Source organism: Paenibacillus sp. Leaf72 (genome assembly GCF_001422685.1).
In the GTDB taxonomy this organism is placed as follows: Bacteria; Bacillota; Bacilli; order Paenibacillales; family Paenibacillaceae; genus Pristimantibacillus.
Window position 1 is genome coordinate 131,336 of sequence record NZ_LMLV01000031.1, and the last position, 24,827, is coordinate 156,162.

At 42.5% G+C, this 24,827-nt stretch carries 24 protein-coding genes and 1 pseudogene; 13 read left to right on the forward strand and 12 right to left on the reverse strand.

Translation table 11 applies throughout. The annotated features are described in order from the left end of the window. Window positions 1-62: 62 nt before the first annotated feature. Window positions 63-2,366, forward strand: coding sequence for a glycoside hydrolase family 2 TIM barrel-domain containing protein (locus tag ASF12_RS24000; protein WP_056040320.1), 2,304 nt, complete (start codon window positions 63-65; stop codon window positions 2,364-2,366). 116 nt (window positions 2,367-2,482) lie between these two features. On the opposite strand, the gene ASF12_RS24005 is transcribed toward ASF12_RS24000, so the two are convergent. Next, window positions 2,483-4,024 carry an FAD-dependent oxidoreductase gene (locus ASF12_RS24005; protein ID WP_056040321.1) on the reverse strand — a complete coding sequence of 514 codons (1,542 nt, stop codon included), beginning with the start codon at window positions 4,022-4,024 and terminating at the stop codon, window positions 2,483-2,485. Between the two features lie 240 nt (window positions 4,025-4,264). Here ASF12_RS24005 and ASF12_RS34700 point away from each other — a divergent pair, with 240 nt between their 5' ends. The 7 genes from ASF12_RS34700 to ASF12_RS24035 all read left to right on the forward strand — a co-directional run bounded on the left by ASF12_RS34700 (window position 4,265) and on the right by ASF12_RS24035 (window position 9,883). Further along, window positions 4,265-4,453, forward strand: a complete 189-nt coding sequence (locus ASF12_RS34700) for a hypothetical protein (RefSeq protein WP_155973416.1) — start codon at window positions 4,265-4,267, stop codon at window positions 4,451-4,453. 233 nt (window positions 4,454-4,686) lie between these two features. Beyond that, the gene (locus ASF12_RS24010) at window positions 4,687-5,262 is read left to right on the forward strand and encodes an NADAR family protein (RefSeq protein ID WP_056040323.1); all 576 of its coding nucleotides are present in this window, start codon (window positions 4,687-4,689) and stop codon (window positions 5,260-5,262) included. Between the two features lie 282 nt (window positions 5,263-5,544). After that, window positions 5,545-6,042, forward strand: coding sequence for a glycoside hydrolase family 78 protein (locus ASF12_RS35100; RefSeq protein ID WP_056040325.1), 498 nt, complete (start codon window positions 5,545-5,547; stop codon window positions 6,040-6,042). After that, window positions 5,948-6,817 carry a carbohydrate-binding protein gene (locus tag ASF12_RS24020; RefSeq protein WP_081419009.1) on the forward strand — a complete coding sequence of 290 codons (870 nt, stop codon included), beginning with the start codon at window positions 5,948-5,950 and terminating at the stop codon, window positions 6,815-6,817. Before ASF12_RS35100 ends, ASF12_RS24020 begins: the two co-directional genes overlap by 95 nt. A gap of 531 nt (window positions 6,818-7,348) precedes the next feature. Beyond that, window positions 7,349-7,897, forward strand: a complete 549-nt coding sequence (locus ASF12_RS24025; protein ID WP_056040335.1) for a hypothetical protein — start codon at window positions 7,349-7,351, stop codon at window positions 7,895-7,897. Window positions 7,898-8,327: 430 nt separating this feature from the next. Next, window positions 8,328-8,585 carry a GerMN domain-containing protein gene (locus ASF12_RS24030; protein WP_056040337.1) on the forward strand — a complete coding sequence of 86 codons (258 nt, stop codon included), beginning with the start codon at window positions 8,328-8,330 and terminating at the stop codon, window positions 8,583-8,585. Further along, window positions 8,582-9,883, forward strand: coding sequence for a D-alanyl-D-alanine carboxypeptidase family protein (locus tag ASF12_RS24035; protein WP_056040340.1), 1,302 nt, complete (start codon window positions 8,582-8,584; stop codon window positions 9,881-9,883). Before ASF12_RS24030 ends, ASF12_RS24035 begins: the two co-directional genes overlap by 4 nt. Window positions 9,884-10,371: 488 nt before the next feature. On the opposite strand, the gene ASF12_RS24040 is transcribed toward ASF12_RS24035, so the two are convergent. Both ASF12_RS24040 and ASF12_RS24045 read right to left on the reverse strand, forming a co-directional pair. Then, window positions 10,372-11,115: a group II intron maturase-specific domain-containing protein gene (locus ASF12_RS24040; RefSeq protein WP_056040341.1), complete on the reverse strand. Its 744-nt coding sequence runs from the start codon at window positions 11,113-11,115 to the stop codon at window positions 10,372-10,374. Between the two features lie 60 nt (window positions 11,116-11,175). Then, window positions 11,176-12,048 (reverse strand): helix-turn-helix transcriptional regulator, encoded by an 873-nt coding sequence (locus tag ASF12_RS24045; RefSeq protein ID WP_056040343.1) that lies wholly within the window; start codon window positions 12,046-12,048, stop codon window positions 11,176-11,178. A 208-nt stretch (window positions 12,049-12,256) separates the two neighbouring features. Here ASF12_RS24045 and ASF12_RS24050 point away from each other — a divergent pair, with 208 nt between their 5' ends. After that, a complete protein-coding gene (locus tag ASF12_RS24050; protein ID WP_056040346.1) occupies window positions 12,257-12,919 on the forward strand; it encodes a nitroreductase family protein in 663 nt (220 codons plus the stop codon). A 185-nt stretch (window positions 12,920-13,104) separates the two neighbouring features. Here the strand turns inward: ASF12_RS24050 and ASF12_RS35290 are convergent, their stop codons facing one another. Then, window positions 13,105-13,446 (reverse strand): hypothetical protein, encoded by a 342-nt coding sequence (locus ASF12_RS35290; RefSeq protein WP_056040347.1) that lies wholly within the window; start codon window positions 13,444-13,446, stop codon window positions 13,105-13,107. A 108-nt stretch (window positions 13,447-13,554) separates the two neighbouring features. On the opposite strand from ASF12_RS35290, the gene ASF12_RS24060 reads away from it, so the two are divergent. Next, complete coding sequence (locus ASF12_RS24060; RefSeq protein WP_056040349.1) at window positions 13,555-13,971, forward strand: LysM peptidoglycan-binding domain-containing protein; 417 nt, start codon at window positions 13,555-13,557, stop codon at window positions 13,969-13,971. Between the two features lie 444 nt (window positions 13,972-14,415). After that, window positions 14,416-14,829, forward strand: coding sequence for a GMC family oxidoreductase N-terminal domain-containing protein (locus tag ASF12_RS24065; RefSeq protein ID WP_056040351.1), 414 nt, complete (start codon window positions 14,416-14,418; stop codon window positions 14,827-14,829). A gap of 637 nt (window positions 14,830-15,466) precedes the next feature. Here ASF12_RS24065 and ASF12_RS24075 read toward each other — a convergent pair. From ASF12_RS24075 to ASF12_RS24105, 7 genes are all read right to left on the reverse strand, one after another. Next, window positions 15,467-16,549 carry an alkene reductase gene (locus ASF12_RS24075; protein ID WP_046230975.1) on the reverse strand — a complete coding sequence of 361 codons (1,083 nt, stop codon included), beginning with the start codon at window positions 16,547-16,549 and terminating at the stop codon, window positions 15,467-15,469. 34 nt (window positions 16,550-16,583) lie between these two features. Beyond that, entirely contained in the window at window positions 16,584-17,285 is a 702-nt protein-coding gene (locus ASF12_RS24080; RefSeq protein WP_056040353.1) for an SDR family oxidoreductase, read from the reverse strand. A 60-nt stretch (window positions 17,286-17,345) separates the two neighbouring features. Continuing rightward, window positions 17,346-18,044 carry an SDR family oxidoreductase gene (locus ASF12_RS24085; RefSeq protein WP_056040355.1) on the reverse strand — a complete coding sequence of 233 codons (699 nt, stop codon included), beginning with the start codon at window positions 18,042-18,044 and terminating at the stop codon, window positions 17,346-17,348. Between the two features lie 264 nt (window positions 18,045-18,308). Then, a complete protein-coding gene (locus ASF12_RS24090; protein WP_056040356.1) occupies window positions 18,309-18,887 on the reverse strand; it encodes a TetR/AcrR family transcriptional regulator in 579 nt (192 codons plus the stop codon). Window positions 18,888-19,017: 130 nt separating this feature from the next. Then, window positions 19,018-19,806 carry an SDR family oxidoreductase gene (locus tag ASF12_RS24095; RefSeq protein WP_056040358.1) on the reverse strand — a complete coding sequence of 263 codons (789 nt, stop codon included), beginning with the start codon at window positions 19,804-19,806 and terminating at the stop codon, window positions 19,018-19,020. Then, window positions 19,803-20,813 (reverse strand): NADP-dependent oxidoreductase, encoded by a 1,011-nt coding sequence (locus ASF12_RS24100; protein ID WP_056040360.1) that lies wholly within the window; start codon window positions 20,811-20,813, stop codon window positions 19,803-19,805. Before ASF12_RS24100 ends, ASF12_RS24095 begins: the two co-directional genes overlap by 4 nt. 12 nt (window positions 20,814-20,825) lie before the next feature. Beyond that, the gene (locus tag ASF12_RS24105) at window positions 20,826-21,827 is read right to left on the reverse strand and encodes an NADP-dependent oxidoreductase (RefSeq protein ID WP_046230981.1); all 1,002 of its coding nucleotides are present in this window, start codon (window positions 21,825-21,827) and stop codon (window positions 20,826-20,828) included. Between the two features lie 186 nt (window positions 21,828-22,013). Here ASF12_RS24105 and ASF12_RS24110 point away from each other — a divergent pair, with 186 nt between their 5' ends. Next, complete coding sequence (locus ASF12_RS24110; protein ID WP_056040362.1) at window positions 22,014-22,562, forward strand: TetR/AcrR family transcriptional regulator; 549 nt, start codon at window positions 22,014-22,016, stop codon at window positions 22,560-22,562. 257 nt (window positions 22,563-22,819) lie between these two features. Here the strand turns inward: ASF12_RS24110 and sigK are convergent. Continuing rightward, window positions 22,820-23,330: pseudogene (gene sigK / locus ASF12_RS24115) on the reverse strand (RNA polymerase sporulation sigma factor SigK); the annotation flags it as partial. A 790-nt stretch (window positions 23,331-24,120) separates the two neighbouring features. Here sigK and ASF12_RS36370 point away from each other — a divergent pair. After that, window positions 24,121-24,483, forward strand: coding sequence for a TetR/AcrR family transcriptional regulator (locus tag ASF12_RS36370; RefSeq protein WP_327204940.1), 363 nt, complete (start codon window positions 24,121-24,123; stop codon window positions 24,481-24,483). Window positions 24,484-24,827 lie beyond the last annotated feature (344 nt).

Consider the following 24,827-nt stretch of genomic DNA (forward strand, 5'->3'; position numbering starts at 1 on the left):
ATATAACAGAGTATCACTTGTTACAACGCTGCCAAACGAAATAGCGAAAGGATGACAATAGAATGTACAGAGCCGAAACACTATTGATGAATGGTTGGGAATTTACAAAAAACGAGCCAGCAGACGATAACTTTGAGCCCGTTCATTTGCCCCACGACTGGGCGATAACCGCTCCGATCGATAGACATATGAAGCAGGGCGAACCACAGGGGTTCAGGGATAGATGGGGGATCGGCTGGTACAGAAAAACTTTAGTTTTAGAGGAGAAGAAGGAAGGTCACGTCTATCAGCTGCAATTTGACGGCGTATACGAGAACAGTACGGTATGGGTGAATGGCATTTCTGTAGGAGGCAGGAAATATGGTTATTCCAGATTCACCCTTGATATTACGGATGCCGTCCATGCGGGCGATAATCTGATTCAGGTCAAAGTGGATAATACATCTATGCCAGCGGACAGATGGTATTCGGGAGCAGGTATATACCGGACGGTCAAGCTGTTGACCTTGCAAGAAAAACATTTGAATCCGGAGCATATACAGGTAGTCTCGAAGGTTGAAGGCGACAACGCAGTGGTAAAGATTCATACCGGGGTCGCTGGCTTTGTGAGTGCAAATATGACAAACGGAAGACTATCTTATACGGGAGAGTCTGACAACGGCAGCATTACGATTGATATTCCGTCTCCGAAGCTGTGGAGTCCCGAGCAGCCGCATCTCTACAATGTGGAATTGACTCTGCACGAAGATAAACAGATTTCAGACATTTACAAGCTGCGAATCGGCATTCGGACAATTGAAATGGTTGCAGGCAAAGGGATGTATTTGAACGGTCAAGTGACAAAAATCAAAGGCTTCTGCGTACATCAAGATGCCGGATCTCTCGGTATAGCTGTCACGCCAGAAATTTGGAGAGAGCGATTCCTTAAGTTCAAGGAAATGGGATGCAACGCTGTACGCGTCTCTCATCACATCCCGGCATCGGAGCTGCTGGATCTTTGCGATGAGCTGGGGCTGCTGGTCTATGAGGAGCCATTCGACAAGTGGACGGGCGGGTCTTATCGGAGATACTTTGAGACGGAGTGGCAGCGCGATTTGGAATGTATGGTGCGAAGAGACAGGAATCATCCCTGTATTTTCATGTGGGGCGTCGGCAACGAAGTGGAGAACCAAGGACAGGCTTCCATGCTGAGCATCTTGAGAATGCTTAAGGATCATCTTCTAACGCTTGACGACACAAGGCCTGTCTCCTACGCGATGAATCCGCACTTCAAATACGAGGACAACGTCGATCTCTCCAAAGTGGAGGATATTCAGCAGTTCGTGGACACGGAGAGCGATACGGAAATTTATGATCAGGACGAGAGGATTGAACGAATCCGGCGGATCGCCGAAATTGTCGATGTCATCAGCTGCAACTATCAGGAGCAATGGTATCCCGGCATCCATAAAGTTGCTCCTGACAAGCTGATTCTGGGCACGGAGACGTATCAATTTTTCAGGGGACATCCCGAGCAAATGCAAAATTTCAGTGACGAGGTGCCATGGATGGACGTGGAGAAGCACGATTACGTCATCGGCGGGATGCTCTGGACGGGCATCGACTATTTGGGTGAATCCATGGGATATCCTGCGAAAGGCTGGGCCGGTTCATTATTTTGGACGAACAATGAACGCAAGCCGTTGTCCTATCTATACGAAAGCTACTGGTCGGAAAAGCCAATGGTATATTTTGCTTTACAGGATTACTCCTTGCAGGACGAGGGCGTCAAGCAGCATTGGGATGCTCCGCGATACGCAAGCCATTGGAATTTCCAGCAATTCAACAAAACGGTCATTCCGTATATGATCGCGTCTAACTGCGAGGAAGTGGTGCTAGAGCTTAATGGCAAGCAGTACCATGTAAAGCAACCTTCCTCTTACCCTAGCCGCATGATTACGGGTTACCTTCCTTATTTGCCAGGCACCGTGAAAGTTAGAGGGTTCAATGGCGGACAAGAGGCCTGTAGCTATACGCTGCAAACAGCCGGCCCTACGGTGAGACTGAGCTTCGATGAAGAAACAGTCAAATTGCCAGCCAAGGATGGTTACCATCGTTTGTTAACTGTCCGGGCAATCGACCAAGAGGGGACGCCCGTATTCCGTGAAAGTGCCAAGGTCACCTTCCAAGTTATCGGACCTGCTGAGATTGTGCGAGTGGATAACGGAGACCTGTGCTCCAGCGAGCCCTATGACCGAAATTGGATGCATATGTACCGAGGCTGCGTCAGCACAATTATTCGATTATCGGGAGAAAAGGGCCGTATTGTATTAACGGCTTACGCAGACGGGTTGTATTCTGCCGAGGTTGTCGTTCTAGTCATTTAAGTTCCAACATTCCTTAATGAATAATGCCGCATGATTTTCGTCCGAAATAGATAAGAGAAACAACCCGCTGGGCAGTAAAATCTGCTCCAGCGGGTTTATCGGTGTCTATGGTGGATTTAACTGCTAACTTCAATCGTCTTAAGCGGCCTTTCTGCCGGACCTTCAAGTACTGTGCCTGTTATCGAGAAGCGGGATCCATGGCAAGGACAGTCCCATGTTCGCTCCCCGTCATTCCACTCCACTTCGCAGCCCATATGCGTGCAAGTCGTATCTACGACATGCAGTTTTCCTTCCGTATCGCGGTAAGCGCCTGCTCGGCGGCCATGCACGCTGACTACGGCACCTTCGTCCGAATTCAGCTCATGAGGCTTTCGATGCACCATTTCTACTTTACCGCTGACTAGATGTTTGGCCACGTCCAAATTGTCCACGACGAGATTCTTCAGCGTGCTGAGAGACAGGGAACGGGATGGCGCGAAAAGCTGGGTATACGGATTGTCGTGCTCCTGAACAAGGTCTCGTATGAGAAGAGCAGCTGCGGTGCCTGTTGTCATTCCCCATTTTTTGAAGCCGGAAGCGATGAAGATATTCGGATTGTTCTCCGTAATACGGCCTACATAAGGCAATTTGTCTCCAGTCACTAAATCTTGCGCAGACCAGCGATAAGAAATGCTTTCCGTTCCGAAATTCTCTGCTGCAAACCGCTGCAGCGTTTCATAATGGTTGATCGTACAAATACCTTGTCCCGTTTTATGGTTCTGACCGCCAATAATCAAGAGCGGGGAGCCGTCCAGGTCCGTAGCACTGCGGATGGAACGTTTTGGCTCCTCCGCGCTAAGATACATGCCGCCTGGATAGTTAACCTTACTTTTTACGGCAAGGGCATAGGAACGCTCCGCATGCATTCTGGCGAAAAAAAAGCCATATCCGTCAAAGAAGGGAAAGTGGGAGCAGATGACGACGCGATCGCAAGTGATTTGGTAGCCATTAGCTGTTGAGACAACGGGGTGTTGATCCTGTTGAATATCTGTTGCCGTCGAATGTTCGTAGATCCGGCCACCAGCCTCGACGAACTTGCCGGCAAGCGCGCTCAAATATTGCAAAGGATGGAATTGTGCCTGCTTCTTCATGACGACGGCTGCTATTGCCGGAATGTTCGTCAAAGGAATATGGTCAACATAGTATCCGGTTATACCGAGCCTTTCATAAGCAGCCATTTCGTCTTGAAGCTTCGACAGGTAAGAATCTGTATTTGTATACACGTAGGCATCCTGCTCGGTGAAGCCGCATTCAATCCCATGTTCATTGACCGTATCTCGAATAAATTGAAGCGCGTCTGCATTGGCTTTGTAATAGAGTTCTGCTTTCTCATAACCCTGTTGTTTAATCAGCGCATCGTAGATAATGTCATGCTGAGCGGTTATTTTAGCAGTTGTATGACCGGTTGTCCCACTGAAGAGAGTGCTGGCCTCCAATAGAACGACTCGCAACCCTGCTTTCGCGAGCAAGTATCCTGTCGTTATTCCTGAAATGCCCCCTCCAACCACGACAACATCGGTTTCGATATTCTCCTCCAGCTTAGGGTAGGAAGGAAGACTCTCAGCCGATTTCATCCAAAACGGCTCTGGGTATGTAGGTAGTGCTGGGATATTTGCCATCGTATGTTCCCTCCAAAAATAAAATCCTTTCTTCTTCTTATTCCCTATAGAAGGAAAACTATTCTATTCACATCGCTAGCGTATAATTGGAAAATGTACCGCAATTTTTTATTATTTGGTTATTCGTTGATTCTCAAGGGGATGGTTAACAAGGGAAGGAGCGGAATTCAGGTATATTCGTACGTATATCGAATGGAGAGCAAATTATAATGGATAAGAAAAAATTGGATTTAGCAGCCCTTGCCAGCATCCAGAATATTCGGAGGGGTTTTTGCTTGCCATTCCGTTATTCGCGATATGCTCGACATCGTTCGCGGAAGAACATCGGCAAGAAAAAACAGTCATGAAATGGTTCACGGTCATCGGAATGGCGCTTCCGAGTATGAAACAGGAACGGTGGCTCTACTTCTTATTCGCTATCAAGCCTAAGAAGAACGAATATTATTAAAAGGCTGGTATACGGAAATCGTTTCACAGTCTTTTTTAAGTCTATCGTATTTTGCCTATCAACCTATCATGTGGTACGCTATTCCTAAAATGGATAAAGGTGATTCAGTGACATTTAACTTTTAGAGAATCCGCAGCTCTATTACCAATAGGCTTGAATCAGGGCTTATGAAGTTAATCGATCTCGAATTACTTGTTTAAAGTGAGGAGATTTTATGTACTATTCACTAAAAGAATTGCAAGTTGCTTATGAGTCTGGAGCGAAGTTAAAGTTTCTATTTTTCTGGGGCCATACATCAATGAAAGATGGCACCATAAGTGCCAGCTGTTTAAGCCAGTGGTGGGAAAGCTCATTTAGAGTGGAAGGGGAGCTATACAGCTGCGCCGAGCAGTATATGATGGCTGAAAAGGCACGGCTTTTTTATGACAACGAAATGCTTGAGGCAATAATGATGGCAAAGCACCCGAAAGAAATGAAGAGTTACGGTCGTGCAGTTAAAGGTTTTGATGCAGACATTTGGGAAAGTCGTTGTTATGATATCGTACTTCAAGGAAACCTAGCCAAATTCGGACAAAACCCCGAACTTTTGAATTTTATAAAGGCAAGTAAAAACCGGATTTTTGTAGAAGCTAGTCCAGTGGATCGGATTTGGGGAATTGGACTTTCAAAAGACCATCCTCACGTAAATAATCCTTTGTTTTGGCAAGGTAAGAATTTGCTGGGCTTCGCATTAACCGAGGTTCGTGATCGTTTGAATAACGAAGATTTACAAGGTAGAGTTACGTCTTAGAATCTTGCCTGCGACGGCTATTTATTCGATGTGAAAAATTGAATTTTAAAAAAACGTTAATCTTCTTATTAAGGTTAACGTTTTTTTGTTAGGAAAGAAAGGCTCGAGGAGGGGGAGGCTACCACATCAGGTTGTTCTTGAAACAATTTTAAATTAAATCTAAAATATAGCCAAATAAATACCGAATTCGGGAGAAGGCTGTTACACCACATTTTTGATGCAGGAGGAACGCTGCTCATAACAAAAGGAGCTCAGGCATCCGGAACGAAAGATTTTAACGATTTGCTTTGGGATACAGGCAAGATAGAGTCTGACCAGTCCCAAGCCATCTTGTATGCGGGTCCGTCGTTGAAAACGCTGCAACGCGTTTATTGGAGGGTTAAGGTTTGGGGCAATCACGATGAAGTGTCATTATTTAGTGAATACGCTTTCTTCGAAATGGGGCTGCTGCATACCAGTGACTGGCATGCCCTCTGGATAGAACCGGAAAAGGAAGTGCAAATTGATGTATATAAACCTGCCCCTTATATTCGCAAGGAATTCACTGTAAGGAAGGGCCTTGCCCAGGCCAGAGCTAGTTTTACGGCCAAAGGAATATATCACTTTTATTTGAACGGAATGGAAGGAACGGACCATCTGTTTACTCCTGATCGATGGTGCTTATTGTGTAGAACTGGAACCGGACATGCTCACGCTAAAAAGCTCACCCATTGTGGCCGTTCCTGGTGCATGTACGGCCAAAGCGACCAGTTTCGAAGAGCACGCATTTTACGAAGCTAGTAGCCCACGTAAAATAGGAAATAAATATTATATAATATATTCCTCTGAAAAAAGTCATGAGCTATGTTATGCCGTCAGCGATAGGCCTGATAGCGGATATGCATTTGGAGGTACCATTGTGAGCAATGGCGATGTGGGTAAACATTCTGCGGGGAAAGCGTTAAACTATACCGGAAATACACATGGTGGTATTGTACAAATCAATGGAGAATGGTACGTATTTTATCATAGACAAACGAATGGACACCATTTTTCACGGCAGGGTTGTGCTGAAAGGATTGAGATACTGACGGACGGTAGCATACCACAGGTGGAAATGACCAGTTGCGGCCTTAATGAAGGGCCGTTGACTGGGACAGGGGAATATGAGGCGCGCATAGCATGCAATCTATCTGGACCTGAAGGAACCTATGAATACGGTAAAGAAAAAGACACTACCGGCAACCATCCTTACTTTACTCAAAGCGGAACGGATAGAGAAGAGGAGAGCAATCAGTATATTGCCAACATACGAGATGGTGCATGGGCAGGATACAAATATTTTGTATTCCGGAGTGAAAAAGCAATTACTGTGCGGGTACGTGGAACAGCAAGTGGGATTTTTAAAGTATCTACGATGGTTGGAGGAGAGCAGGTTGCACATATTGAAATTCAACCCGCTGAAAATTGGAGAGAGTATTCGGCACCGCTGCACATTCTACCAGGGGAACATGCGCTGTATTTTCGTTATGAAGGCGACGGTTCGTTCGACTTTGTATCCTTTAGGATAGAATAAAAACAAAAAGAACTTACTAGAGGCGCTTGTTTAAGAGTGCCTCTTCTTCATATAGAAAATTACTTTCTTTTCAATATCCTAGTTCCTTGGTTTTTGAAGGTGGAAATACTAATGCCGTAAATTTTCTTAAAGTGGCTGTAAAATCTGAATGTTGAATAATAGGGAGATACGGGCCAATTTTAACAAGTGGAGAACGGATCGAACAATCTTTAAGGAACAATGTTCTTGTCCTCAGACAAAGTTATACAAACAGTTGTGGGACAAGGGATTCGGTCGATTTGTATACATATGTATAAAATACTATATATAGACACCAGTAAACATTAGTACGCCGTACGTGTCTGATGAAATAAAGTTCTATACTGGCACGGTGGCGTTAAGCTCTAACGGAAAACGATAGCTCCATATACACCTACGAAGAAGCTGCTGGCATTATCGGCAGCTTTATCACGTTAATGGGAACGCAACAATTTCCAAATATTTACGTCTAAATGGTGAAAGAAATTATGCTGATAAGGAAGGCGATCGTGTATGAACTACTCTAATCAAATGCTAGGTGCTATGGTAATACTCATGACAATTACTATGTTGATGTTGTTAGCTGGCTGCAATAACAATAATGTACCTACTGAAGCTATGCCCTCCAATACTGATTCGAGTTCAACACCGACTTCAACGTCACTTGAAACACCTTCTAATTCACCAAGTCCTACACCAAGTCCGACACAAAACGGAGAAACTAAAACTTTTAACCATGGCGGACTTAAACTTGAGGTAGCAAATGTCTACAAAGTTCGAACCGAAAGCATGAACGATGACGGAGGTAATCCAAGGGAATACAGTGTTTTTGTCTGTTATCCCGGTGCAAGTGTTACGGTATTAACCGCCGATATGAGTGATAGTCATTTCTCTGCGGATGGAAAGTCTCATGCAAATTGGGGTGTTCTCTTGGCGTCTGGTGGACGGAATGATATCGTGGATGACATGAATTCATTTGAGGTTACGCCTGATATACTCGGCATTTATAACCTCGAATCGAGCATGTATGTATTGAAATTAGAGATGTACGAAAATGACTGAAAGACCTAACGAATGGCATTGTTTTTAGGTCCATGGAGAAAGGGCCTACAACCGAGAGAAAGTGGGACCAATTTGTTTATGGTGTTCATCCGCTTCCGCGACAATACGCAAGATCATATGAGAAGCCTAATGTTAGGAAGAAGGCAAGGAATAAACTGATGCAAACATGGATTGAAATTTTTACATGAAGATTGCTTTTCCCAAAAAATCTCGAATGGTATTCGTTCATAATGGGTTATCCCTCCAACGTTTTCCAACGGTCATTCAAACACAGTAAAGCAAGTTTCATTGCTTCACTTAAATCCATCATAAAAAACAAATCCTGAAGAACGGGGTAAGTAATTTCTAAAGAATTTCTTAAGACTAGAAAAAAATTAAGGTTGACATTAAATCATTCAGTTCTATAATTTTCATATATCGCAATATACCGATGTGGAAAGATGAGATAATCTTAAACAAGCTTGAAGTGTCGCATGGAAACATTATACTTGATCTTCATGTTCCCCCGACAGCCCTGCTTGGCTCAGGTGGAGAGCAGTTCGCCATTGAAGCGCTAAAACATACATTTTTTCAATTTGGTGAGGTGAGCTCTATTGAACTATTGGTTGATGGAGAACATAAAGAAAGCTTAATGGGACACATCGATTTGGAACGTCCAATGATCAGAAATGAGGATAGAGAACATTGATTTTTAGAATATTCAAACCATTAATCACAGTAATCGTCGTTTGTATACTGGCAATATATGTGTTACCGCTCTCAGTTTCAGCCACGAACCAAGGAACACTTAACTCATCGGGGATGTCTGACATACCGACTGTGGAATCATTGCATCTTAATGTTAAATCCGCCATTCTCATTGAACAAACTACAGGAGATGTTCTATTGTCCATCAATGCCGATCAGGGCTTTGCGCCGGCAAGTATGGTCAAAATGATGACAGAGTACATTGTTGCCAAAAAAGTTAGAACAGGAGAACTATCCTGGGATGACATCGTTACAGTCAGCGATCATGCATCTAAAAGCGTAGGTACCCGTGCATTTCTTGCAGAAGGAGATCAGCATACGGTAAAAGAACTGTACACCGCAATGGCGGTGGGATCCGCGAATGATGCTGCGATTGCTCTTTCTGAGCATGTATCGGGCACAGAACAGAACTTTGTAACACTTATGAATGAGGAAGCCAAACGCATGGAACTGACTAAAACCCATTTTATCAATGCTACCGGACTGAGCCGCGCCGACATGCCAGAAGGCTTTCGCCCTGATGAAATGGGAGAAACGCTGATGTCAGCAAAAGACGTGGCCACATTGGCGAAAAACCTTATTCAAGATGAACCAGATTATGCTGATGTCACATCCATTCCATTTTACAAGATGCGTAAGTCCGATAAAGATCCAATTGTCAATTCAAACCGGATGCTAGAGACTAACAAAGCTATTCCGAGTTATGCTTATGAGGGCTTGGATGGGCTCAAGACAGGATATACCAAAAGCGCAGGCTATTGCTTTACCGGAACTGCAGAGCGCAATGGTATGCGTTTAATCAGTGTTGTCATGGGGACTCCATCGATGGGGAGCCGCTTCGAAGAGACGGCAAAGGTATTAGACTATGGATTCAATCACTTTACAATGAATCAAGTAATTCCTGCTGGGAGTTTAGTCACTGGGATGGAAACATCTCCTGTCAAGGGCGGGAAAGAAAAAAATGTTCAGATAGTAACAAAAGATGATGTTTATTTTATTCTCCCGAAATCAGATGTATCTACACAACCTATTGCTACAGTCAATTTAGTTCCAGGTGGGCTCGCTGCCCCTGTAGTAGCTGGTACAAAAGCTGGAACGGCGACATTTACTTACGTAGTCAAAGGGCAAAGCGTCGTACAATTAAGAACTGTTGATTTAATCACTGAGCGAACAGTGGAGAAAGAAAACTGGTTTATGTTACTTCTTCGGTCAATTGGTGGTTTCTTTAGTGCGGATTAGCAGTGTCAAGATGCTTTGAAAGATTATGAATTGGAGAACGAATAAGATCTTTTAATTTGAACGGAATGATAAACAAAAAAGAAATATACAGCAGAACGATTTCGAGTGGAGACTGATCCCGATACTTGATCAGTTGAATATAAGAAGTCTTGCTAAGTCACTCCATGATTGAAACCATTTTCGAGCAGAAAATAAGCTGCCAAGTTTGAAGAGGGGTTTAAACTCGTCTTCTTTCATAAGTTGTCTCTTACAACCGATGGAATACAGGTAACCACTCCTGATTTTCCATCGGTTGTTCTATTTTTTGTGATGAAATTTTTTGCAGTAAAAAGTTTTTTTAGAATGAAGATTTTTTCTTCGAGTAAAAGGGATGTAAGTTTGACCGCTTTTTCTTGTCCTCCGACAGAACGTTACGGATGGACCGAACGTGGTAAGGCTTTGAGTCTACTTATGTACATATGTATAAAATACGGGTTTTGTGAACATGTCTATGAGTGGTAAAAGAGATTCGGGTTGCACTTTGCAATACGTTTCAAAAATCTCATTGCCTTTAGCGTGCTCCCCTTCATCGACTTGTACTTGGACTTCGTCCATCTGGCTATAGTGAGGTTTACATAAGTCAGGATTCTTTTGGCTGAGCCAGCAGCAAACTTCGAGAAATAGTTGAACCAACCACGTATTACAGGATTCACTAACTTAGCTAATTCCTCTATGGAAACCGATTTATTGCAAGTACGTATGTTACGTATGCGCTCTCGCAATACTTGTCCTGCACTTTTGCTGGCTGCCGGTGAAAAACCATTGAAAAATTCCCCTTGCTTGTTTCTCATATACCGTTTGCGAAACGTGTATCCTAGGAAGGTAAAATCTTCATACTCATGTCCTCCTTGATATCGATCACTTCTACAATATACGATTCTGGTTTTATCCGGGTGTATTTCCAATTTGCAGGTTTTCATTCGACTTTTCAACTCCTCAAGGAGTTGTTCAGCTTCTGCTTTCTTCCAACAGTGTATGACTCCATCGTCAGCATATCGAGCCCATGGATTTCTTGGTTTCTGCCTTTCCATCCACTGATCAAAGGCATAGTGCATATAAAGTTCCTCATCGTTACAGCCTTCAATAAATTCAACGGTCTGATTCGTGTCCTTTCTAAGCTGGTTCCATATTTCGGCTGAATCCTCAATGGCATGAGGGGATGAAAATGTAAATCGTTCTTTTCGATGAAGCATCCACTTAATTTTCTCTGCGTCTAAAAGAAATGGCTGGTCAAACAGTGTATCATCAAATAATCAGGGGTTCAATGAATTTATTGGCCTGAATGCTCCTAAATTTATCAAATTTTTCTCATCCATATCGTCTTCAGGTGTATACAAAATGAGGGTAACATCGTCGTATTCCCCTGCATAAAACGTGTTGGAACGAACATTAATTTCACCTGCAGAGGGATGCTGTATTTTAAAATGGTTATCATCCCGAAAACACTGGACGTCATGGAGTTCCCAAATCGTTTTGAAGTCTTCGTTCACTTCCAAAAGCTTCTTAATAATTTCAATGATGTAGGGATCTTCCGTCCGCCGAGCAAAAGTGTAACGAAAAGCTGCGAGTAGCTTTCGGGCCGAGTCTTCCCAGTCCGCATAACGGCCTCGTACAACGGGGTCGTTGAACATTAACCAGATCAGATTTCCCGAACAGTTTTTCATCTTGTTAGACTGCAATCCAAATACTTCAATGGCTGTCTGATTCCAAACTAACAGATTCCACTGACCGTCAATGGCGTAGGCTGGCAGATGTATATATTGATCAACGATGCGTTGAAGCACAGGGGTGGATATTTGCAGATATGACGCATCTGAAACCGATTCAAGAGGGATCTTGCGATCCGCTATGACATAGAGATGAGCTCTTTCATCACGACTTAACTTTAAAGTACGGGCCAAGCTTTCGATGACACTATCTGATATACGCACGTCTCTCCCTTGTTCAAGGGATGTGTACCAAGACACTGAGATTCCGGACAAAACCGCCACTTCCTCCCGGCGAAGGCCCTTAGTTCTTCTATGAGAATTAGAGTTGTTACTCAGTCCAACTTGTTCTGGTCTTGTCCTGTTGCGACGGTTTTTCAAAAATTCAGCAAGCTCCTTACGCCGCAGTTCGTCATTCAAGAGTCGCATCCCCTTTCCAATGATCTATGCTTAATAAATTGTACCAGAATCTTATAACGAATGCATTTGTTTTATCGGATTTCGTGTGAGTTAAGTTAAGGTAATAGTTTTTATAGTAGCATAAACACCGTACTAGTTGACCCTTAGTTCTCGCGGTATGATGTTCCTGCAATCGAATATAAATCCAACAAAAAAGGAGAATAGAAGCATGAATTTACATGAGCATGGAAATCGGATAAACGATTTCAACAAAATTGTTTTTGAACGTAGGGCGATTAAGAAATACGATACTTCTGTTAAGATTAGCCGCGATGAAATGAAGGATATATTAACCAAGGCGACCAAGGCTCCCTCGTCCTATAATTTGCAGTCATGGCGTTTCCTGGTCATTGAAAGCGAAGAGGCTAAATCCAAATTGCTGCCTTTGGCCATATTCAATGGGCAACAATACAATGAACAACAGATAGTAACTTCATCTGCTGTAATTGCAATTTTTGGTGACCTAGAGCATGTTGCGAGTGCGCCAGAAATTTTCAATGCAGAAGTAAAACAGGGGTCAATGACTGAATCTGTGAAAGAATATATCCTTGAGGCTATCAATATTCATTATAGCAATAGCCCGGATCATTTTCGTAAAGACGTGGCCTTAACCGATGGCGGACTGGTGGCTATGCAGTTAATGCTGGTTGCGCGTTCTTACGGTTATGACACTTGTGCCATGGGTGGGTATGATAAGGAGAACATTGCTGAAATATTTGGATTGGACAAGGAACGTTACGTTTCGGTTATGCTGGTATCCATCGGTAAGGCAGATTCTGATGGCCGCCCTTCAACACGAAAGCCGATTGCCGATGTTGCAGAGTGGAAATAAACGTTGAATGATGTTTTTTAAGCCTTCGTCCCGGGGCCTCTCATAACATGAGTATCCTAGTTTAGCGTGACCAAACGTGTGACCACGCCCTCAAATCATCATTATCCAGATATAGAAAAAGGCCTTCAAACACTCGGAAATCCTTGTGTTTAAACAACTTCATTAACTTAACCTTTTAACATCAATTATTCCGATGAGAGATAATCGTTTTCTAACGATTGTCTCTTTTTTCTCTTAGTATGCTTATAGTTCCTCATGAGATCGTAGCAGTCACTCGCCCAAGTTGGAAATAATGGTTCATGTTTGTTCAGATCAATAAATGGTTTGACGCCTTGATGCTGAAGCAGTTCATAGATAGCCGCTACATCATGAGCGGCATCGAGCATCATCTTGTCCAGCATGATCAAGGTGAAACGTTGCGAAAATTCAACCGAACTGACAACAAAGCTTACGGCGTCGTGGCGCGATGCGGGCTGAAGTCTTGGATAAAACGGCAAATCATGCTTACTGTTTGCAGCAGTAAGCATGTACAGGTCTCCGTTCCATGATCTGCTTCTGCATTTAGCATAGAATGACATTTTTTCATCACAATCTGCATATATCTAAAAAGATTTGGTCAAAAGGTGGAGATCACGATGAGAATCTGGATTGCTCATGAGGGAGAAACCTTAAGAACAATCGCGTACAAAAACGATGTGCAAACAGAAAATCTTATCTCCCTGAATTCGCACATTGCAAATCCCGATCAGAACATAACCGGTAAACCGGTCTACCTTCCTTACTCACCTGCAACGAAAACACCAAAGTACCACTCTCCCTCTTGCCCACCGCCATTGACTCCGCCAATATATTTAAATCATTGGCTTCCCCTTACCTCATTGGAACAAATGGCCGACATCGAATATGATGTCCTCATCGTCGGTACTGGCGCAGGAGGAGGGACTGTCATTTGGCGATTATGCGAACAGAGGCAAAAAAGCAATAAACGGATTGGCGTCATTGAAGCGGAGACCTTTTGCTGCCGACGAATGCGGCCAATATTCCCTCTATGAATAGCGAACGGGTGCAAAGATATTTCCAATATGTATCAAAACCTTTAATGGGTTCACTTCCGGAATTTTCAGGAGCAAGGCGAAATTTGACCCTTGGGGGAAAAACGTTATTCTGGAATGGAATTAGCCCCCGTATGGACCTACATCAATTAGAATATTGGCCTATTCCAATTCAGGAAATGGAAGCTTATTATTCCATCGCCGAACAGGTCATGAGCGTCACGAACAGATATACCGATGGTTCTTCGTTCACTGACATTTTGCGGAATCGACTGCATCAAAACGGGTTTCCCACAGCCACGACTACTCCGATCGCCGCCAACCTGCAGCCAACCGCATATGGGCAGGTTCCTTCCGATGTATTTTTCAGTTCTACCTCCTTTCTGGCTGAAGCGATGAACAACAGACCTTACGATTTGGCTGTCAAGGCCCGGGCGGGTCCAAGTGTTCGAAGAGAATGGGTATGTTACCGGTGTAAAAGCTATATCTCCGGACAAAAAAGCTTATGTTCTTAAAGCAAAGACGGTCGTATTATCGAAAAGCACATTCGAAACCCCACGTCTGTTGCTTCATTCGGGAATCCGGGGGCGAGCCATCGGTCATTATTTAACGAATCACTCTTTTGTTTCAGCTGTTGGATCAATGAACCGCAAGGAGTTTCCTGATGTATTAGGCACGCTGGGTATTTTGATCCCATCATCGCCAGAGAGACCTTATCAAGTACAACTGCACGGTCCGGATGCATATTTTTGGTATCAGCCTTATCAAGAAAAACCGTTGTCGGAGGAATTGGAAATAAATTTTCTATGCAACGGATCAGTTGAACCCCGTTTTGAAAATAAGATCACACTGGACTAAAAAAGACCGCATTGTTCCATTTCCTCATAATTTCAAAGAGTTGCTGGCCATGCACGCTGATACTATGAAAAATAAGCAAGCGGCCTATTTGTTTGAGTCCTCATGGAAGAAAAAGTACACAAACAGGGGAATCCGCAAGATTTTGGGAAAATATTCAAAGGAGGCCAATTTATCTCAAAACCTTTCTCCTCATTACGTCACATTCTATTAACCTCGCGAAAAAAGCAGGGCATAGATGACGCACTTATTCAACCTTATTCCGGGACATGAAAGTAGAAAATCTTTAGAGTATACTCAAAACTGGCAATTACCGATGCTCAAAATGAGTATATTGATTGCGGTTCCAGTTTTTCAAATCGCCATAGTTACGCTATCCTGACCGTCAGCTAAATGAATTAGCTGGCGAAAATCGATTAGACATATGCCTAATCGGTAATCGGACTATAATCTTTTCCATTACGGCAATCGGTACAAGTTCTTGTCCTTGGCTCGGGACACGAACTTGCGATAAAACAAAAAAAGCCGCTAAATTAGTGACTTTCAATGGGAATATGTTCTTGTCCCCCGACATCTACAATACCACATGGCGTGCCATTACAGTGGCACGCCATGTGGTATTTATGTTCTTACTGCTGTGTTACTGCCTTTGAGCTTTCACTTCATCCATCGTAGGATAATCTGTATAACCCTTACTTCCGGTACCAGCATATAAAGTATTACGATCAACTTCATTTAAAGGGAACCCTACTTTGAGACGTTCCACAAAATCTGGATTAGCCAAAGACCATACACCAACGGGTACCAGATCAGCTGTGCCACTATCAATATCTACACTAATATCATCAATAGCACGCCCTGCTCTGTTGACCAATAATGCGTTTGTCCAGTTTGTGCGAATGTCTTGGAGAAGCTTCTCATTTCCAAGATGCATGACATGAAGGTAAGCTAAATCCAATTGAGCTAATTCCTTTACGAGGTGGAGATAAAGTTCAGGACCTTGTTCCCCATCTTGTATTCCTCCAAGAGGTGTTCCTGGCGAAATACGGAAGCCGGTTCTTTCTGCTCCAATTTCTTCGATAATAGCTTTCGCTACTTCGATCGCGAAGCGACTACGATTTTCTATAGAGCCTCCATATTCGTCTGTCCGTGTATTTGAATTCTCTCCAAGAAACTGATTAATCAGATAACCATTCGCTCCATGAATTTCGACGCCATCTGCTCCTGCTTTTATAGCCGCTGCTGCTGCTTTTCGGAAATCAGCAATGGTTGTTTGAATATCCTCTTTACTTAACTCCCGCGGAACCGGGATATCCTGCATTCCTTTAGCGGTGAACATCTCCACACCTGGCGCGATTGCAGATGGAGCAACAGGTTGACGATGATGGGGTGTATTATCTGGATGCGACATGCGGCCCACATGCATTAATTGGATAAATATATAACCATCAGCTTTATGCACTGCATTCGTAATCTTATTCCAACCTTCTATATGCTTTTCAGTATAGATACCAGGTGAATTCAAGTAACCTTGCCCATCATCAGAAGGTTGTGTGCCTTCACTAATGATTAACCCCATAGATGCTCTTTGAGCATAGTAAAGGGAGCTTAGTTCACCTGGTGTACCGTCCTCTTCTGCTCTGCTACGTGTCATTGGTGCCATAGCTAAACGATGAGGCAATTCCATTTTTCCGATTTTTGTTTTAGTCCACAATTTACTCATTTCAAACAACTCCTCTGTAGTTTAAATTAGTTTTTTATTTAGAAAGTTGTGGGTATAACGCTGATACCCCACCTGCAAGTGCACCTTGTAGCTTACGACTAATTTCATCTGCGATAATTTCAAAGCTGCCAGATTCTATACCGTCAATAGCTATTTTCGCGATATCTGCAGGATTGGATTTAGGCATGTCTACGTTGGCAGTCATGTCTGTCTCCATAAAGCCAACATGTAGACCAGCTACTCTTACATTGCGTGGATATAAATTTAATCGTAAATCATTCGTTAATGCCCACTCTGCAGCCTTTGCAGCCGTATACGCGCCTAAAGTTCCCGAACTAAACCATGATAATCCGGAAAGAATATTCAAAATTGATCCTCCCCCGTTTTTCTCTATGATCGGTGCAAATTCCCGAACCATGGACAGTGTACCGAAAAAGTGTGTATTAAATTCCAAACCTATTTTTTCAGAATCACCGTCTAGTAAAGACGCCCCTGTTGATGAGCCTGCATTGTTAATTAGCACGGTAACATCCTGAGCGATCATAGCAGCAGCTGCAACTTCTTGAGGGTTGGTAATATCCAACTTAACTGGTGTAACACCTGGAATATCAATAGTCTCCGGGTTTCTTGCACCTGCATACACTTTCGCCCCTCTTGATAGAAGTTCAAGGGCAAGATGGCGGCCAAATCCCCGGTTTGCTCCAGTAACAAATGCGACTTGTTCAGAAATTATCATTTTTATTGTCTCCTTTGTTCTGTTTTTAAGTGAAATTCCTTATTATTACTGCCCCTTATTTTAGGAAAGTTGGGGGTATAGTGCAGCTACACCACCGGCAAGTCCACCTTGTACTTGACGACTAGCATCATCCGCAATAATTTCAAAATTGTCAGATTCTATACCATCAATCGCTGCTTTTGCAACGTCCAAGGGGTTAACTTTGGGAACTTCTAAGCCCGATGTCATGTCTGTCTCCATATAGCCCACATGTAACCCCGCTACTCGAATATTTTGAGAGTGGAGATTTAAACGTAGGTCGTTCGTCAATGCCCATTCTGCAGCTTTTGCAGCCGTATAAGCGCCCACAGTACCCGAACTGTACCAAGACAATAAGGAAAGAATATTCAGAATCGAACCACCGCCATTTTTAGTTATAAGTGGTGCAAAAGAACGAACCATAGAAAGAGTACCAAAGAAATGCGTGTTAAATTCTAAGTGTATTTGATCTAGATCTCCTTCAAGTAAAGAAGCACCTGTTGACGACCCCGCATTGTTTATTAGAAGTGTTACATCCTGAGCGATCTTAGCAGCTTCAATCACCTCTTGAGGATTAGTAATATCCAGTTTCACGGGGATTACACCTGGGATATCAATAGATTCTGGATTTCTTGCTGCTGCATAAACTTTTGCTCCTCTGGACAGAAGTTCTAGCGTTAGATATCGACCAAGACCTCGGTTGGCACCAGTGACAAATGCGACTTGTTCAGAAATTTTCATTTTTATTACTCCTTTTTATTTTGTAGTATAGTATTCCAATTCCAAAACAACATTTTCTGGATTCTTCTCATTACGAAGATACAATTTCTTATTAGATGGAGGGATATGTTTTATAATACAAGAATGATCATTCTATATTTGGTAAAAAGAAGGGTCTCTTCAAGAAGAAAACTTTGTTGGTTCAATATATTAAAACGATCATTCTAAAAATTATAAACTCTAAAAATTATAAACATTGATACATAAAGGACAATTAACCTATAACTATTTAGTTAAAAGTTTTATAGAGATGTTGGCTGTACGTTGCAGGTTCTCTTTAGGAATGGAAGTTCTCGCCATTGCCCTCAACCCAATACCCACCACATTCAGATGTTCTGCCAGTACTGAGGCATCATAATCTAGGTTTAATTCTCCATTCTCCTGTCCCCACAAAATAATATCCTTGAACAGTTGCTCTGCTAGTGTAAATGATTCAGTGGCCTTTGAATCCACATCTACATCGCGCATAGCTAATTCCACGGCAGAATTCACCATTAAACAACCAGAAGGTGAATCTTCATTCCCATATATCATGTAACTAATAATCAATTGAAGAGCCTCAACAGCCGTCTCAGAGCCTTTAACTACTCCTGCAAGCTCGCTATTTACTTTAGTTCGAAATCGATCCATTGCTTTCAGAAACAACGTATGTTTGTCGCCAAAGGTGTCATACAAACTTCTCCGATGGATACCCATATGCTCAACTAGATCCGTCATTGATGTCTTTTCATAGCCTTGTTCCCAAAAGAGCTTCATTGCCTTATCTAGTACTACATTTTCTTCAAATTCTTTGTAACGTGCCATTCTGGTTCCCTCCTCCCGTATTCAATATAACATATTGAGAACGATCGGTAAAGAATAAAAATGTTATTGCTAATCCATTCAATATCACAAGCAATGAAAACGAACTATAGTCCGTAAAAAATGTATAAGATTAGTTTTTCTTATTACTTTGCTTAAGAATCATTTGACCCCAAGTATGCGTGATAAAATCCGGGGCGAACTTCATTGAAAAGCGCATAACTTTGGTAAAACCTACGTTCACGCGTAGTTTATTTCTCAACATGCCTTTAATACCAACATTAACAAGCTTTGTTAAGGGGAAAGAGATCAATTTATTCATCAATCCTTCATCATAAGTGTCCGTGAGATTGGTTTCAGAAATAACTGGTGGACAAAGCTCCACCACATGAATATTTTTTCCTTTGTAACGGATTTGCTCACGTAATGCATCACTGAACATGTGTATGCCAGCCTTCGTTGCAGAATAAGTCGGTGCGTTGGCTACTGTAATATTAGCAAGTAGTGAAGTAACGTTAACAATCATTGCCTCTCTTTGTTTGGCTAATAGTGGCAACAAAGCCTTGGTCACATATATTGTACCATTCAAGTTTGTGTTGATTTCTGAAATAAGATACTCGTAGGTAATACTTTCATCGAATAAGTCAAACTCGTTTATGATACCAGCATTATTGAAAACAATATCCAGTTTGGAATAATGTTTAGCTAATTCTTTGGCAAGTTGCTCAACGCTTTTAGCATCACTAACATCAGCTACCATCCCAATGATTCCAGGATTGTTCTTTACTGCTTGATCAATGCGTTTTTGTGAGCGCCCTGTGATGATCACTGTGTTTCCCATCTCATGAAAACGTTTTGCAAAAGCAGAGCCAATTCCAGACGTGCCGCCTGTCACCAGTATCGTTCTATTATTCAATTTCATTCTTCATCATCTACTTTCAATATGACTTTCCCTTGACTATGGCCTGTCGCAATTTTAGTAATTGCGGCATTCACTTGATCAAAGGGGTACTCAGAATCAATTACCGGCTTAGATTTTGCTTTTTCAAGATACTGTGTGAAAGCTGCTAATTGCTTGCCACTTGGTTGAACGTATATGAAATCATAACTTTTATTATGCCATTTCGCTAGCCCATCAAAAGGCAACCCCAGTAAACTGAAAAGAATCTTCTTCGCCGTTGACAAGTCTGCGCTTCGTTTAGCGAAACGGGCATTGGGACCAGCATTTAACGACAATAATTTACCACCGGGCTTTAATATTTTAATTTGTTTACTAATTTCACTGGCGCCCCGGGTATCAATAACATAATCATAGCCTCTCAGTATGTGAGTATAATCCTGCGTTTCATAGTCGATAAACTCATCTGCACCGAGTCGATTGGCCAAATCACGCGCTGATCCACTACCACTGACGGTCACAAACAGTCCTTGTGACTTCGCGTAAGGTATGGCAATCTGTCCAAAGCCCCCCGTACCTCCAGAGACAAATAATTTACTGCCTTGTTGAGCATCTAAAATATCTAGTGCTTGGATGATCGTCAAAGCAGACAATGGTACGGCTGCTGCTTCTGTAAAGGAATAATTAGCTGGTATTTTAGCCACAATAGATGCATCTACTGCGACATATTCAGCGAACGCTCCCATTGTATCTAGCGGTGGCATAGTGTACACGAAATCACCTGTTTTGAAATTTTGGACACCGGTACCGACTTCAACCACAACTCCAGCCAACTCGTTGCCTAGAGTCAATGGAAAGTTGTAATGATCGAACAACTTAACTTTTCCTGTAATCGCCAAGACAAGGTGTGGATCAACACCGGCTGCCTTAGTCTTGATCAGAACCTGAGTTGATGTGATTGATGGAACATCGACTGAGTTGATTTCCACTTCAAGTGTTTTGGAATATCTAGAAATTTGTGCAGCTTTCATTAGGTGCTCCCCTTAAAATCGGATAATGACTTTTCCTTTAGGATGACCAGTCGCAACAAGCTTCAGAGCCTCATTAATATCTTCAATGTGGAATTCAGTCGGGTCCACCGCTGGTACAATCCCGTTATCTTCAATAATCTTCGTAATTTTCTTTAATTGTTCGCCATCACTGCGAACAAAAATGAAATGATATTGAATCTTCTTTTTCTTCGCTTTGTGATCATACTTAGCCCCGGCAATGGTGAAGAGCTTTTGTTTCCAACCTGGCAAGCCCATATGCTCGGCGAAACGTTTGTTAGGTCCGGTCCGCAGAGAAAGAAGGCGACCTCCTGCTTTAATAATGGAAAGTTCATGATCAAATTCGCTTGGTCCCAACGTATCCATCACATAATCTACATTACTAAGCTGCTCCCAATAATTCTCAGTCGTGTAATCAATATATTGGTCTGCTCCAGTCGCCATTGTCCGTTCACGCGCTTGCGGATTTCCACTAACGATGACCCTCAGCCCCATGCTTTTGGCGATAGGAATGGCCATTTGGCCAAATGAACCAGAACCCCCGGGAATAAACACGCTTTCGCCAGCTTTGGCAGCCAATTCTTCATGCAAACCTTGATAAGCAGTCAATCCTGTTAATGGCGCAGCAGCACCGGTCACAAAATCGAGATTAGCGGGCAAGTGCCCGATGGCATCCGCATGAATCGCCGCGTATTCCGCAAAGGCACCGATTTTTTGTAGTGGCAGGCGTGAGTAAATTGCATCGCCAACTTTAAATCCCTGGACGTTCTTACCAACCTTTTCTATAACACCTGTCAGCTCGTTACCCAGTACCAACGGGAACTCATAATCCTGGATCAGCTTCACGCTCCCGGTACCAATGAGCAATTCCAAATGATTAACCGCCGCTGCTTTCACCTTGACCAAGACTTCGTTATCACTTATTTCCGGGACTGGAATATCATTGACTTCTACTATGAATTTTTTTGAATATTTGGTAATCTGTGCTGCTTTCATAATTAATAGCCTCCTATGCGCTGAATAATAAGTAACATTTATTTGTTTTTGTAACTTATGTGATAAGCATAATGCCAGAGGTTACAAAAGTCAACAATTGTTACTCATTGTTTTATATGATAAAATACAGGCAGGTGTATAAACGATTATTGGGGATTTATTGAAGAAAGAAGGGTTGGCAGCACAGTGGCTAAAATCACACAAGAGCTCATTATTGAAACAGCGGAGACATTAATTGAACGCACGGAAAAATCCGAAGTGACCCTCTCACAAATTGCGGATGAATTAAGTATCACCCACGCAGCGCTTTATAAACACTTTAAAAATAAGCAAGAGCTCTGGGCAGCCGTGTCGAAGAGCTGGTTCAACCGGATGATTTCAGAACAAATCAAAATAGACATGACTAATATGGCTAATCCACAGGAATTGCTCCACGATTGGCTTTGGGCATTTGCTAACGCAAAAAAACGTGCCTATAAAGAGAATGCCAAAATGTTCGCCTTGAATACGCAATATGTTGACAGCAATCCACTGGTATTACGTGACGTTCTCTGGGATTCCTACCAAATTATTGACGGCTTAATGGACTATCACGATCCCCACTTGGAACGGGCAGAAGCGATTCTCTCCGCGTTTGCGGTGTTTAGCCTCCCGTCCTTCAAAGAATCCTGGAATTTACCAGACTACCAGGACAGGTTTGAACGCATCTGGAGTTTAATCAAACAGGGTCTCTGAATCCAAACCTCTAGTTGGATTCAAAAAAACCGCAAAAGAACTCTCTCTAAAACCAAGAATGTCCAAACCCTTTTTGGAGCTTCGTCGAATTCCAACTTCATCGTGAATCCCTTTTTTTCGTAGAGATATAGCAGTTGGATATACTAATCCGCATTCATCAGGGGTTCACCTAAAAAACAAAAGCAACTTATCCGCAGACAAGTCGTTTTTTAACGTTTTTATTTTAAAATATTACTTTGTAATTATCATTTCATTTCTTACCGCTTCACCTTATAAAACTCATGATACAGCTTCATCAGTGCTCTTTTCTCAATCCGCGACACATAACTCCGCGAGATCCCCAGCTCCTTCGCAATCTCCCGCTGCGTCCGCTCTTCCCCGCCGGTGTCCAAGCCAAACCGCCCACTACAACTTCCTTCTCCCGGTCATCCAGAATGTCGAGATTGCGGTAAATCTTGCTCTTCTCGATCTTCAGATCGACTTCCTTAACAATATCATCTGCATCGGAACCAAGAATATCGATTAGGGTGATCTCGTTACCTTCCTTGTCCGTCCCTATAGGGTCATGCAGGGATACGTCCTTTTTGGTCTTTTTAAGCGATCTCAAATGCATCAAGATTTCATTCTCTATACAACGGCAGCAAAAGTAGCCAGCTTCGTCCCCTTGTTCGGGCGGTAGCTTTCGATGGCCTTGATCAGCCCGATGGTACCAATGGAGATGAGATCCTCCATGTCTTCACCGGTGTTGTCGAATTTCTTGAGGTTATGGACACGGGTGCGATGTCAAACACAATTATATTCACACTCAGCATTTTACAGATCGAACGTATGAAAGAGGGATAGAATCTGTACAGTGTTAAAGGCTGGCTTTCACCTGAAGGAGAGCTTTGGTGTACTCTGCGAGCTGATGCTATATCTTGCCATTGGCGGTCAGGGCCGAATCTTCGTGCTAGAATTTAATCCTAACCAGTCTCGCACAGCCACAAAGGGGGAAAAGAAAAGAAAAAAACAAACAACCGCCTCTCCACACATTAGTGTACAAGAGACGGTTGTTTTGTTCTAAATAGCGTGAAGGCTTACTTACATACTGTAGCTTTGTTATTATTCACCCCAGCCATTATAAACGTTTACTCTACATCATCAGAAGAATTCCGAATTTTATTTCATTCAAATCATAAAAAGGGAATCCAATTGATAGAGAAAACTATCAAATGTCAACATCTTCCATTTCATCTTTATAGAAAAGAAAGTCTACAAGACTCAAAGGATTTTAATAAACTATCTATCCTAGTTGTTAAAACTTCGTATAGTAGACTTACTTTTGAGGAAGTACAGTCATTCATTAGTAAAATGCCTATATATTTTAGTGACCATATAGAAGGGAAAGTAACCATAAAATGGAAACGATTTTCTTCACCGTGCAATCCGTAATGTACACATAAACCCCATTGCTGCGGGCTGCAGCTCAATTCAAAACAATACTTTACCTATCGTTCTCAATATGATAATATGAATTTGCAGACAGGAGGTGGGGCAGCAAAAGGGCGTGAGAATGATCATGGCGAGAAGCAAAGAGTTTGAAATCAACGTGGTATTAGACAAGGCAATGGACTTATTCTGGCGTCAAGGCTACGAAAAAACCTCCATACAGGGGCTTGTCCAGGGCATGGGTATTCACAGAAGAAGCTTTTATGATACGTTCGTAGACAAGCATCAGTTATTTATGGATGTCTTGAACCGATATACTTTGACTTTGAATTCAAATATTACGAATCGCATTCATCGCTCAAATTCTGCCAAAGAGGCTATCCAGCAGTTGTTTGAAATGATAGTCAGTTGTGAAGAGAATCAACCCAAGGGCTGTTTAACGGTAAATTCAGCCGTTGAACTGTCACTGCTCGATCCAGAAGTGGCAGTTTAAATTCATGAGCAGTTTTTTTGCTTCAGAGCAATTGTTGTATGATTTGCAGGTGAGCGTTCAGTTCAGAAAACGGGAGAAATTCCCGAACATTATGATGCTGTGAGCCTTTCCCTCTATCTGCATAATGCTTAGGTGGGATTGCGTGTAATGATTAAAACGACAGAAGACAAAGAAAAGCTGGAAAGCATTATTAATACAACTTTAGCAGTCCTGGGATAAATTTTTTAACATAATTAGAACGATCGTTCTCGATTTAAATCTAAAGCGGCATTAATTTTAGGTATGATGCCAATCCTAAAATCATCAAGGCTAAGTCAAAGGACTGTATAAAATAAATCTTAAAG

Excerpts from the sequence above, each read along its gene's own strand:
- ASF12_RS24050 (WP_056040346.1), top strand. The coding sequence starts at position 12,257 with ATGAATTTACATGAGCATGGAAATCGGATAAACGATTTCAACAAAATT.
- ASF12_RS24010 (WP_056040323.1), top strand. The coding sequence starts at position 4,687 with ATGTACTATTCACTAAAAGAATTGCAAGTTGCTTATGAGTCTGGAGCG.
- ASF12_RS24090 (WP_056040356.1), bottom strand. The coding sequence starts at position 18,887 with ATGGCACGTTACAAAGAATTTGAAGAAAATGTAGTACTAGATAAGGCA.
- ASF12_RS24000 (WP_056040320.1), top strand. The coding sequence starts at position 63 with ATGTACAGAGCCGAAACACTATTGATGAATGGTTGGGAATTTACAAAA.
- ASF12_RS24100 (WP_056040360.1), bottom strand. The coding sequence starts at position 20,813 with ATGAAAGCTGCACAAATTTCTAGATATTCCAAAACACTTGAAGTGGAA.
- ASF12_RS24085 (WP_056040355.1), bottom strand. The coding sequence starts at position 18,044 with ATGAAAATTTCTGAACAAGTCGCATTTGTCACTGGTGCCAACCGAGGT.
- ASF12_RS24030 (WP_056040337.1), top strand. The coding sequence starts at position 8,328 with ATGTGGAAAGATGAGATAATCTTAAACAAGCTTGAAGTGTCGCATGGA.
- ASF12_RS24020 (WP_081419009.1), top strand. The coding sequence starts at position 5,948 with ATGCTCACGCTAAAAAGCTCACCCATTGTGGCCGTTCCTGGTGCATGT.
- ASF12_RS36370 (WP_327204940.1), top strand. The coding sequence starts at position 24,121 with ATGGCGAGAAGCAAAGAGTTTGAAATCAACGTGGTATTAGACAAGGCA.
- ASF12_RS24005 (WP_056040321.1), bottom strand. The coding sequence starts at position 4,024 with ATGGCAAATATCCCAGCACTACCTACATACCCAGAGCCGTTTTGGATG.
- ASF12_RS35290 (WP_056040347.1), bottom strand. The coding sequence starts at position 13,446 with ATGCTTACTGCTGCAAACAGTAAGCATGATTTGCCGTTTTATCCAAGA.
- ASF12_RS24040 (WP_056040341.1), bottom strand. The coding sequence starts at position 11,115 with ATGCTTCATCGAAAAGAACGATTTACATTTTCATCCCCTCATGCCATT.
- ASF12_RS24080 (WP_056040353.1), bottom strand. The coding sequence starts at position 17,285 with ATGATAATTTCTGAACAAGTCGCATTTGTTACTGGAGCAAACCGGGGA.
- ASF12_RS24060 (WP_056040349.1), top strand. The coding sequence starts at position 13,555 with ATGAGAATCTGGATTGCTCATGAGGGAGAAACCTTAAGAACAATCGCG.
- ASF12_RS24025 (WP_056040335.1), top strand. The coding sequence starts at position 7,349 with ATGAACTACTCTAATCAAATGCTAGGTGCTATGGTAATACTCATGACA.
- ASF12_RS24075 (WP_046230975.1), bottom strand. The coding sequence starts at position 16,549 with ATGAGTAAATTGTGGACTAAAACAAAAATCGGAAAAATGGAATTGCCT.
- ASF12_RS24095 (WP_056040358.1), bottom strand. The coding sequence starts at position 19,806 with ATGAAATTGAATAATAGAACGATACTGGTGACAGGCGGCACGTCTGGA.
- ASF12_RS24105 (WP_046230981.1), bottom strand. The coding sequence starts at position 21,827 with ATGAAAGCAGCACAGATTACCAAATATTCAAAAAAATTCATAGTAGAA.